This is a genomic window from Lentilactobacillus sp. Marseille-Q4993 (assembly GCF_951230165.1).
Lineage (GTDB): Bacteria > Bacillota > Bacilli > Lactobacillales > Lactobacillaceae > Lentilactobacillus.
Genome location: NZ_CATNVB010000016.1, coordinates 41,614 through 52,355 on the forward strand (window position 1 = coordinate 41,614; position 10,742 = coordinate 52,355).

The 10,742-nt window shown below is 40.0% G+C and carries 9 protein-coding genes; 8 read left to right on the forward strand and 1 reads right to left on the reverse strand.

The features are described 5' to 3' along the window. Positions 1–218 precede the first annotated feature (218 nt). The 6 genes from QOW94_RS06710 to QOW94_RS06735 all read left to right on the forward strand — a co-directional run bounded on the left by QOW94_RS06710 (position 219) and on the right by QOW94_RS06735 (position 6,284). Positions 219–1,592, forward strand: a complete 1,374-nt coding sequence (locus QOW94_RS06710) for a sugar porter family MFS transporter (protein ID WP_283679543.1) — start codon at positions 219–221, stop codon at positions 1,590–1,592. Positions 1,593–1,703: 111 nt separating this feature from the next. Then, entirely contained in the window at positions 1,704–2,555 is an 852-nt protein-coding gene (locus QOW94_RS06715) for an aldo/keto reductase (protein WP_283679554.1), read from the forward strand. A gap of 66 nt (positions 2,556–2,621) precedes the next feature. Beyond that, complete coding sequence (locus QOW94_RS06720) at positions 2,622–3,071, forward strand: DUF3290 domain-containing protein (protein ID WP_283679544.1); 450 nt, start codon at positions 2,622–2,624, stop codon at positions 3,069–3,071. Further along, a complete protein-coding gene (locus tag QOW94_RS06725) occupies positions 3,072–3,719 on the forward strand; it encodes a DUF421 domain-containing protein (RefSeq protein WP_283679545.1) in 648 nt (215 codons plus the stop codon). A gap of 201 nt (positions 3,720–3,920) precedes the next feature. Then, positions 3,921–5,297 carry a DHA2 family efflux MFS transporter permease subunit gene (locus QOW94_RS06730; RefSeq protein WP_283679546.1) on the forward strand — a complete coding sequence of 459 codons (1,377 nt, stop codon included), beginning with the start codon at positions 3,921–3,923 and terminating at the stop codon, positions 5,295–5,297. Between the two features lie 15 nt (positions 5,298–5,312). Then, positions 5,313–6,284 (forward strand): alpha/beta hydrolase, encoded by a 972-nt coding sequence (locus QOW94_RS06735; RefSeq protein ID WP_283679547.1) that lies wholly within the window; start codon positions 5,313–5,315, stop codon positions 6,282–6,284. A gap of 93 nt (positions 6,285–6,377) precedes the next feature. Here QOW94_RS06735 and nrdJ read toward each other — a convergent pair whose 3' ends face one another. Then, the gene (gene nrdJ, locus QOW94_RS06740) at positions 6,378–8,627 is read right to left on the reverse strand and encodes a ribonucleoside-triphosphate reductase, adenosylcobalamin-dependent (RefSeq protein WP_283679548.1); all 2,250 of its coding nucleotides are present in this window, start codon (positions 8,625–8,627) and stop codon (positions 6,378–6,380) included. Between the two features lie 230 nt (positions 8,628–8,857). Here nrdJ and QOW94_RS06745 point away from each other — a divergent pair, with 230 nt between their 5' ends. Continuing rightward, positions 8,858–9,403, forward strand: coding sequence for a LemA family protein (locus QOW94_RS06745; RefSeq protein ID WP_283679549.1), 546 nt, complete (start codon positions 8,858–8,860; stop codon positions 9,401–9,403). A gap of 27 nt (positions 9,404–9,430) precedes the next feature. After that, positions 9,431–10,462: a M48 family metallopeptidase gene (locus tag QOW94_RS06750; protein ID WP_283679550.1), complete on the forward strand. Its 1,032-nt coding sequence runs from the start codon at positions 9,431–9,433 to the stop codon at positions 10,460–10,462. The last annotated feature ends 280 nt before the right edge of the window (positions 10,463–10,742 follow it).

Consider the following 10,742-nt stretch of genomic DNA (forward strand, 5'->3'; position numbering starts at 1 on the left):
TTTATCAGATAATAATATTTGTTGTTGATTTATACGTACAAATAGGGTAATATAATTAACATAAAGTGTAAGCGTTACCTATATTTTTTTGGAGAAAAATAAAATCGCTTACATTTATGTTAATTGTTTGGTATAAAAATATTATGGCCGTAATATTTTAAAGTTAAGTTGGAGAACTTAGTTTTTTAGATTAATTAGTTGATTAGGAGAAATTATTTATGGAAAAAGAAAAAAAGATTCCTAGTGGATTCATATACTTCTTTGGATCATTCGGTGGAATTCTCTTTGGTTACGATATTGGTGTTATGACCGGTGCCTTGCCATTCCTTCAGATTGATTGGAGTTTGCAAAACAGTGCTGGAGTAGTTGGTTGGATCACATCAGCCGTTATGTTCGGTGCTATCTTTGGTGGAGCCCTAGCTGGTCAGCTTTCTGATAAGTTAGGTCGTCGTAAGATGATTTTGATTTCTGCTATTATTTTCATGATTGGATCAGTTCTTTCAGGGGTTTCACCTCATAATGGTTCAATCTACTTGATTATCGTCCGGATTTTCTTAGGAACTGCCGTTGGTGCTGCATCAGCATTGGTTCCTGCATACATGTCAGAAATGGCTCCTGCAAAACTACGTGGGCAGTTATCTGGTCTTAACCAAACGATGATCGTTTCTGGAATGTTGCTTTCATACATCGTTGACTTCTTATTGAAGGACTTGCCAGAACACTGGGCATGGAGATTGATGCTTGGTTTAGCTGCTATTCCTGCTTTGATTCTCTACGTTGGAGTTGCTAAACTTCCAGAATCACCTCGTTTCTTAGTTAAGAGCGGTAAGGAAGACGAAGCTCGTAAAGTTCTTACTTACATCCGTAAAGATGATAACGAAATTGATCAAGAAATGGCTGATATTAAGGCCACTGCTCAAGACGAAACTAAGGCTGCTACTTCAACCTCATGGGGAACCCTCTTCAGTGGAAAGTATCGTTACTTAGTTATTGCTGGTATCGGAGTTGCTGCCTTCCAGCAATTCCAAGGTGCTAACGCCATCTTCTACTACATCCCATTGATCGTTGAAAAAGCTACTGGTAATGCTGCAAGTTCAGCACTTATGTGGCCAATCATTCAAGGGGTTATCCTAGTTATCGGTTCACTTGTTTATATTGCAATTGCTGATAAGTTTAACCGACGGACACTTATTATGCTTGGTGGTACTGTCATGGGTCTTTCATTTATCCTCCCAGCTATCATCAACATGTTAATTCCAAACACGAACCCAATGATGATCGTTGTATTCCTTTGTATCTACGTTGCCTTTTACTCATTCACATGGGCACCACTTACTTGGGTTATCGTTGGTGAAGTCTTCCCATTGGCCATCCGTGGTCGCGCATCAGGTTTAGCTTCATCATTCAACTGGATCGGTTCATTCTTGGTTGGTTTACTATTCCCAATCATGACTGCATCAATGTCACAAGAAGCAGTGTTCGCTATCTTCGGTATTATCTGTGTCCTCGGTGTTGTATTCACGAAATTCTGTGTTCCAGAAACTCGTGGTCGCTCACTTGAAGAGATTGAAGAAGAAGGAACAAACAAGTAATATAATCACTATTTAAAATTAAAGTTCCCAATCAACTATTTAGTTGGTTGGGGATTTTTGTTTGCTTCAAAATCGCGTTACAATTATGGCAAGAACTTTGTAGGGAGGATAATCATGCAAGAAAAGAATATTCCTAACGTGACGTTAAATGATGGTATTTTAATGCCTGCTATTGGCCTTGGAACCTATCAAATGCGTGGGGGTGAAGGCCTGAACCAGATTGTTGCGGCCATTAAAGATGGTTACACAGCAATTGATACCGCTACGAACTATGATAATGAGGGAGTTGTCGGTCGGGCAATTAAACGGTCAGGGGTCAACCGAGCTGATTTGTTTATTACTTCTAAACTACCAGGTAAGTATCATCGATATGATGATGCTACTCGGGCAATTCAGGAGTCAATTTACCGCTTGGGGCTAGATTATTTAGATTTGTTCTTGATTCATTGGCCTTTACCAAAGCGTGACCACTATGTGGAAGCATTCCAAGCAATGATCGATGCTCAAAAACGGGGTTTGATTCGGTCAATTGGGGTTTCGAATTTTGAACCAGAACACCTGGACCGGTTGATCAAAGAAACTGGGGTTGCTCCATCAGTTAACCAGGTTGAGATACACCCGTACTGGAATAACCAACGGATTGTTGAAGAAGATGCCAACCGGGGTGTGGTGACTGAGGCTTGGAGTCCACTAGGTCGAGGAAGTGCGGCCCTAAAAGAACCTGTTATTAAGGAGCTGGCCGATAAGTATGGCAAGAATGTTGGTCAAATTATCTTACGCTGGCATGAGCAGCGGGGAATTATTCCAATTCCAAAGTCATCTAGTCTTGAACATCAACGGCTGAATTTGGACACATTTGATTTTAGTTTGACAGCAGATGAAATGGATAAAATTAATAGCCTTACTAAACCTAATGGTCGGGTCGATGGCCAAGATCCAAATGAGTACGAAGAATTTGAATAAAGCTAGCAAAGACACCTAATTAGTTTTATACTAATCTGGTGTTTTTTATTAAATGGGGGATGAACTATGACTTTTTATACATATGATTACTTGAGTAACTCTCAGGATATGTGGCAGTACGTTCGACTGATTGTAATTAGTGGGTTGATTCTAGCCACGATTATTTTCTTCGGTTTGTACTTTCGAAATCGGTTTGAAATCAAGTACAAGGACCTTGGGGTTATCTTTGTAACGTTACTGCTACTAGTACTGGCAATTCAGTACAACGACTATTTGAACATTAAAAGTAGTGAGCAACAGACTGGTCAGATAACGCAAACCATTAAGCAAGTTGCTCGGAAACTGGAAACTACGCCAAAAGAAATTAGCGTTAATTCTACGACAACTGGCAACAATTTAATTGCTAAGACACCAAGTGGTTACTATCGGATCGACTACAATAATGACGGGACGGAATTTGTACTCGAAAAACTTAAACTCTATAAGGTAAACGTCAAGATTCAGGGGGTAGATTAGATGTTTAGTTATTATGATATTGCAATTAAGCTGGTTATTGGTTTCCTGTTTATTACGGTTCTGATCAACCTTTCTGGGAAGGGTAATCTTGCGCCAACTTCAGCTTTGGACCAGCTTCAAAACTATGTTTTAGGTGGCATTATTGGCGGTGTTTTGTACAATCCGGCGATTACAATAGCTCAGTTTATTGTGGTAATGCTGATATGGTCGTTACTGATTTTGGTTACTAGGTACGCAAAAATCCACCTTCACTGGTTTGGTAAGTTTGTCGATGGAGAACCGATAACGATTGTTAAAAACGGTCGGATTTTGGTTGAAAACTGTCTGCGGGCCAATTTGTCTGCTAAGGAAGTTGACTTCAAGTTGAGAACCGCGGGGGTGTATGAGCTGACCGATGTTAAGCGGGCAATTGTTGAACAGAACGGAAGCCTAACGGTATTAAAACGGGGTGATGGCAGTATTCGTTATCCGGTAATTGTTGATGGCCAGATTGACTACGACGTCCTTGAAATAATGGATGAGGATGAAGAGTGGTTAATGAATGAGTTAAACGATGCTGGGGTCTCAACGATTAGGGATGTATATATGGCAACATATCGTCATGGCAATATGGAAGTTGTGAGGTATAGTGAGGCTAAAGGGAGATAACTGTGCAAACCGTATCACTTTTCACATGTCACTATTACTAAAATTGAGTTACAATTGGTTCCGATAATTGAAGTAGTTTGTATTTATAATCCATCCTTTGTTAAAACTAGGATGGTTTTATTATTAATAAAGCTAATTACTTTATTTGATCGATTAATTATGTTGTTAATAAAACGAAAAATTACATTAAGGTGGTTAGGAATGAAATCTTTAACAAAAAGAAACAAGGGAATCTTTTTAACCGTTATGTTCATGTCGATTGTATCGACCGTAATGGTAACGGCGCTGAGTACCGGGATTCCTGCGATTATGCGCGACTTCCACATTTCAGCCGGAATGGCTCAGTGGGTAACCAGTCTATATGCGTTGGTCAGTGGAATTATGATTTTGGTAACGGCATATATAATAAAGCGGTTTCCAACCAAACCTGTTTTCTTGATTGGAACTGGAATTTTTACTGTTGGGACATTGATTGGGGCCCTTGCGCCATCTTACGTTCTACTTTTACTTGGTAGAATATTACAAGGTGCTGGTAACGGACTTGTACTCGCCCTTACTCAAGTTATTATTTTGAAAATTTTCCCTGAAAATAAAAAGGGATATGGAATGGGATTATACGGATTAGCTGTCGGGTTAACTCCAGTTATTGCGCCATTTTTAGCAGGAGTTTTGATTGACTTCGGTGGTTGGCGACTAATTTTTTACGTTGTCTTAGCTTTCTGTGCTATTGATTTGATTGCTGGATTTATTTTCTTAGCTAATATTATTGATAGAGAAGAAAGCTCGTTTGATTTGGCCTCTGTTATTTTTGCGGCGATTGCTTTTTCAGGTATTCTTTACGGTCTCGGTAATATTGGAACATTCCCGGTACTTAGCATTCAAACCGGCGGTAGTATTATAGTAGGGTTGGTTTTTCTTGTGATTTTCTATCGGAAACAATTACATCTAAAAGCACCAATTTTGGATGTATCGGCATTTAAGAACAAAGAATTTTCAATGTCAGTTTTGATTAGTTTTCTGTTGTATGCAATATTAAACGGAACAACTACTGTTTTGCCGATTTTTATTCAAACAATTCAGGGTAGATCAGCAACGAGTTATGGATTAGTAATGATGCCTGCTGCTTTGCTTATTGGATTTTTAAGTCCAATTGCCGGTAATATTTATGATCGCTATGGGATTAGAGTTCTTGGGTTAGTCGGCTGTGCCGCAATCGTTGCGTTCACAGTGATGATTAGTTTTGTATCAGTCAAATCATCGATTCTTTACGTAATCGTTGCAACTGTGCTCCAAGGTATTGGAGTTGCAGCTTTGCTAACTCCATCTATGACTTGGGGTCTAAAGGGCATCCCCGAAAAGTTAATAACTGATGGGACCGCACTTATAAACTGTTTGCGGACGATTGGTGGAGCGTTAGGAACGGCTGCTTTTGCCGCTGTTATTACTGTTGTTTCTCCAACTGCAAACATTCAGGGAATTAAGTTTTCGTTTATGGCTATGGGAGCCGTTGCTGTCGTAATGTTCATTTTGTCGGTACTTTATGTTAAAAATAGTGAATCAAAAGATACTACTAAATAGGTGAGGTGGACAGCAATGAAGAGTTTTCTGATTATTGTTTTGGTTATAGCAGTAGCTTTAGTGCTGTTTTTATTACTAAAGGCGCATAAAGAAAAGCGAAGTGCTTCTAGTATAATTTTGGAAAATATTTTTAAGTTAATTCCATTAACTGACCGACGAGTTGATGCTAACTTTCAAAAGGCTTTGGAAGCAAATAAAAAGCCATACGTCCTTCCTGACAAGGTGCGCAGTAAGTACAATATAAAAGAATATGATGGGTACTCAGATACTTTCATCATGGAGCCTGAAACAAAGTCTAGTGATGAAGTTATTTTCTACTTACATGGTGGTGGGTACTGGTCACAACCGCTTTCGTTGCACTTTGTTTTTTTCAATAAGCTGATTAACAGATTAGGAATATCGTTGGTTCTTCCTGTTTACCCAAAAGCACCAGCTTATACTGCCACTGATGCCCATAAAATGGTTATGGACCGTTATCTTCATCTGATCAACGATAAGAAGATTCCCGCTGACAAAATTATTTTGATGGGTGAGTCTGCCGGAGCTGGGTTGGGGCTAGCTCTTTTGGAACGATTGAGGGATGAAAAAATCCCAATGCCTAAGCAAGCTATTTTTATCTCCCCTTGGTTCGATGTAACAACGGAAAACGCATTAAAAAAGGAAATTCAACCACACGACCCATTGCTTGATAATGACATTTTAAGTTTTAGTGGGATTACCTACGGTGGTGATTTGGGGCCTAAAAACCCATTAGTTAGCCCATTATTTGGCGATTTGGATAATCTACCTCCTATGACTGTCTTTACTGGTACTCACGATATCTTATACGCGGATGCTAAGAAAATTGAGGACATTGCTAAGGAGAAGAACTTAAATATCACAGTTCACACGTACCTTAATATGAATCATGGATTTGTTGGCTTCCCTGTTATTCCGGAAGCAAAGCAATCTTTTGAGGTAGTTATAAAGACGATTGAAAATTCTTAATATATAAATTGAACAGGTTTAACAAAAAAACCTCCTGGTTCGCGTTTGGTTTGCGAACTAGGAGGCTTTTAATTTAGTTTAAAAATATGATAATTATCTAATTGGGCAAGCGCCACCAGCACAGTCTGATTGATCAACTAACTCAAGGTTCTTAGCATCTTGGTTGTTGTTCATCTCAGCAAACTTCTCCTGAACGTTACCAGTCACGGCGTTATTGATTTGAACGTATCGTTCACTAGAAATTGGTTCCTTAGGAGCTTGTTTGAAGTCGCTACCACTATATGGAAGTAATGAAGTTGACTTAGTAATGTGACGGTATTGTCTCATCAATGGGGCGATTTGGTCGCCTTCTTCTGGTTGGAAGGTAACGGTACAACTAACAGCGTTATCTGACCAGTAAGTTTGTAAAAATGCTTGGGTTGCGAATTGTTCTGCAATCGAAACGCTACCGGCTGAGGCAAAGTTATCGTCAGTTGCGTGAGCTGACTTGATTGGGAATTCAACAACCATTGTGTTCTTAGTGTAAACATCTGGTTCAACGTGGTAACCACATGCTTGAAGGGCTGGCAACAAAGGATCGTTATCTTGGAAACGAATTCTTTGAATTAAGTACTTAGCATAGTGGAAGTGCATTCCTTCTGAAACCCCAGCTAATTTAGCAACGGTTCCTGATGGCTTAACAGTTGTGTGCTTGATTGATGGGTTGCAGTGAAGTTGGTTTGAGTATTCAACATCTGATGCTACAACTGAGTCGTAAAGGTCGCTAACAGCCTTAACTGCTCGTTGATCGTAGATTGGCTTGTTGACTTCGGTACCATCTTCTTCGGTAACCTTTTGGAAACCAGTAACTACTCGGTTTCCGAATTCATCAAGGATCCAGTCTTGAACTCCTGACATTGAGATTCCAATCCGACGGTTCTTTTGGATGGCGTTTCTTGAAACTTCCCAGTCATAATCACTGAAAGTAACCCGTTTTGTATAACGAGTTCCCAAACGGAAGGCTTCATTCAAGTCAAATCCTTCTTGGTTTGCAACGAATGGGAAAACCTCAAATAAGTTACATGGTTCACCATTACTTAATGAAATTTCACCACAAGGGTTAGTTCCTTCAACGGCTTCATCGACACCTGGTTGTTCGCCATCAACGATTCGACCAAAGTTCTTTGAAAGGCCCAAGTTAACGATTCCTGGTTCACCATTGTGGCGAATTGAGTCGGCAACGGGTTCGTAATCCTTAAAGTCTGAGTCTACTGCAACACTGTTGTTTGATGCCCAACGGTGGTGGTAGAGTTTGTCTTTATCTTGCTTCATAGTGATGAAGTCTTTGTCGTCAGAACTACCAAGAGCCAACTCGGCAGAACGACGAACGTTTCCGGCAACAACGGCCTTGCCGACCATGTTACCCATGTCAGTACAATCAACTGAAGTTAGCTTGCGACCAACAGCGTTGTTTAATACGTCGTTGATATCGAATAACATTTCAATCAATGGAGCTGGACCAGATGCGGTACCACCAAACCCATGAATTCTAGCACCCTTTTCACGGATATCAGAAACATCAAGGACAACTTCGTCAATGTCTTCTGGGTTAGTTGATGAGAAGTGGGCATCAATCATGTGGGCGTTACCGAGAACCCAGCCTTCACGAGTATCGGGAAGGTGATAGTAACGAACGTCATCAACGTTATGGTTTTCTAACCATTCGTCACGATCAATGGCACCAGCAGCAATGGCTTCGTCATATGACTTGCTGTCTTTAGCTGATAATACTGTAAGCTTAATCATGTCAGAAACTTCTGGAAGTTGAGCAACATTTTCCTTAGTTACTGAAAAACCAACACCGCCGCCCTTCATCAATTGATCAAACATAAATGAGTAAGGCATTGACACGGCCTTATCTTCTGGGTGAAGATAAGATGGTAAGATATGACTGTTACCATAAGGTTGTGGGCGAACTGCGATGAACCAACAGTTGTTTAGGGCGTCACCGTTTCTGTGTTGGTATTCAGTTCCTGAAATCCAAAGGTTTCTTCCTGATGGAGTTGCTGCTAAGCCGTAAATCAACTTAAAAAGTTCTTGGGCTTCGTTTTGCAATTCTTCGTAAACGTCATCTGATACGTTGTCGCTATGTAATCTTGGATCAAGGTTAATGTTCCCCTCAACTACTCGCTTAACCGTTTCGTCCCATTCCTCAGTTCTGTTTTGGTCTTCAAGGAAACGGGCATAGGTTCTCTTGTAAGTGACCCAACCAAGTTCCCCCCAGTGTGGTTGAACAGTTTGTTTTACTTCATTTATAAAGTCGTTAGATAGAGTTATTTGTTGTTTTTTTGTAATTACATCCATATTTTTTACTCCCTTCTCGTTTTGAGTACACAATATATAGTATCACACAGTGACCGAAACACAACATATAGGTTTAAATCAATTAGGACGTATACAATCTATATCTGAACAGAATGCCGTTGTGTAAACGTTTAGTAAGGGTATTTTTTTAAAAAACTTTAGGTAAAATTCTTTTTTTAAACACAACACTATGTTAGATTTGAACTAACAATGAATGGAGGACAAATACTATGATTATTGCACTAATAGTGATTGCGATTATCGTGATCTTGGTAATTGTGATGTATAACGGCTTGGTCCGCCAACGAAACTTAGTTGACGAGGCTGAAAGCCAAATTGATGTTCAACTTCAACGACGGGCAGACTTGTTACCAAACTTGTTGGAAACGGTTAAGGGATATGCTACTCACGAAAAGGAAACCCTTGCTAAGGTAACTGAGATGAGAACCCAGATTTCAGACCCTAATGCAAGTATTGCTGATAAGGTTAAGGCTGATAATCAATTGACAGATACCTTGAACCACTTGTTTGCGGTTTCCGAAAATTATCCTGATTTAAAGGCAAACCAAAACTTTCTTAGTTTGCAAGAGGAATTAACAAACACTGAGAATAAGATTTCATTCTCCCGCCAAAACTACAATGCTAATGTGATGGAACTAAACAACAAGCTCCAATCATTTCCAAGTAATTTAGTTGCTAAGTTAGGTAACTTTAAGCAACGTGAGTTCTTACAAATTCCTGACAAGGCTCGAGAAGTTCCCCAAATGAAGTTCTAATAATATAGAAGGAGATAGCGACGAACAATGGAAACCATTAATAAACAAGTTTCTCAAAATAGAAGAAGAACCTGGTTTGTAATGGCAGCTTTCGTGGTGGTCGTAGCTATCATTGGTTTTCTGATCGGGTGTATTTTTGCTTCGCGCGAAGAAACGTTTGATATGCAAGTGGCACTATATACCATGGCTGGATTTTTGACGGCAGCGGCAATCTATGCGGTCATTACCTATATGGGGGTAACTAATATTTTGATGCGAGGAAGTGGGGCGACTAAACTCCAGGAGTCTGATGATCCTCAACTGTTTAACATTATTAGTGACCTAGCAATGGCGGCTAATGTCCCAATGCCTGATGTTTACATGATCAATGAAGAGGCACCTAATGCGTTCGCAACTGGGCGCGACCCTAAACACGCAGCGGTTGCGGTTACCGTAGGTTTGCGAAAGATGATGAATCGTGAGGAGTTGGAGGGAGTAATTGCCCATGAAATTTCTCACATTAAAAACTATGATATTAGAGTTTCCTCGATTACCGTTGCACTGACGTCGTTCATTGCTGGAGCCGGAACATTCCTTATTATCGCGGGAATCGGTTTAATGAGAAATGCTAGTTGGATGAGCTTTGCGGATGACCGAGACAGTGATTCTAAAGGCTCATGGGCGTTTGTCATGGGAATGGTTGCTTTTGGAGCAATTATTTGGCTTGGTGGTTGGCTAGTAAGAATCATCGGGGTCCCGGTTGCCCAAGTCCTTCAGTTTGCGGTTTCCAGGGAACGTGAATCTCTCGCGGATGTTTCTGGGGTCAACCTGACTCGTGATCCTCAAGGGCTGATTGATGCCTTGACTGTATTGAAGAATGATTCTCAACCAATGAAGCACGCTAATGCTTCGAGTGCTGCCCTTTATATTAATGAACCAAAAAACAAATCTGGGAAAACGCCGTTTGTTTTAAAGATGTTTGATACTCATCCACCTCTAGATGAACGAATTGATCGGCTTAAAAAACTAATGGGTGATTATAGTGGGTCTGACGACCAGAATAATGATTTGAATCAATAATAATTTAGTAGAGTTCCTTTCTAAGGTTGAATCTGGAAAGGACTCTTTTTTCTACCAAAAATCAAGTTTCATGCCTAATTTAATACATGTAATTTGTGATTATTTCTGATGGCTGGACACACTCAAATAAGCCTTACGGCTTGTCCGTTTTTCAAGAAAATGATACCCTGTTTTTGATTAATGCCGAGCTAAACAGGCAATGCCATAATCATATTTCTGGTTGTGGAGAACCAGATGAAAAATGGTAGATATTAACCGATCCATCGCACCGATAGCGATC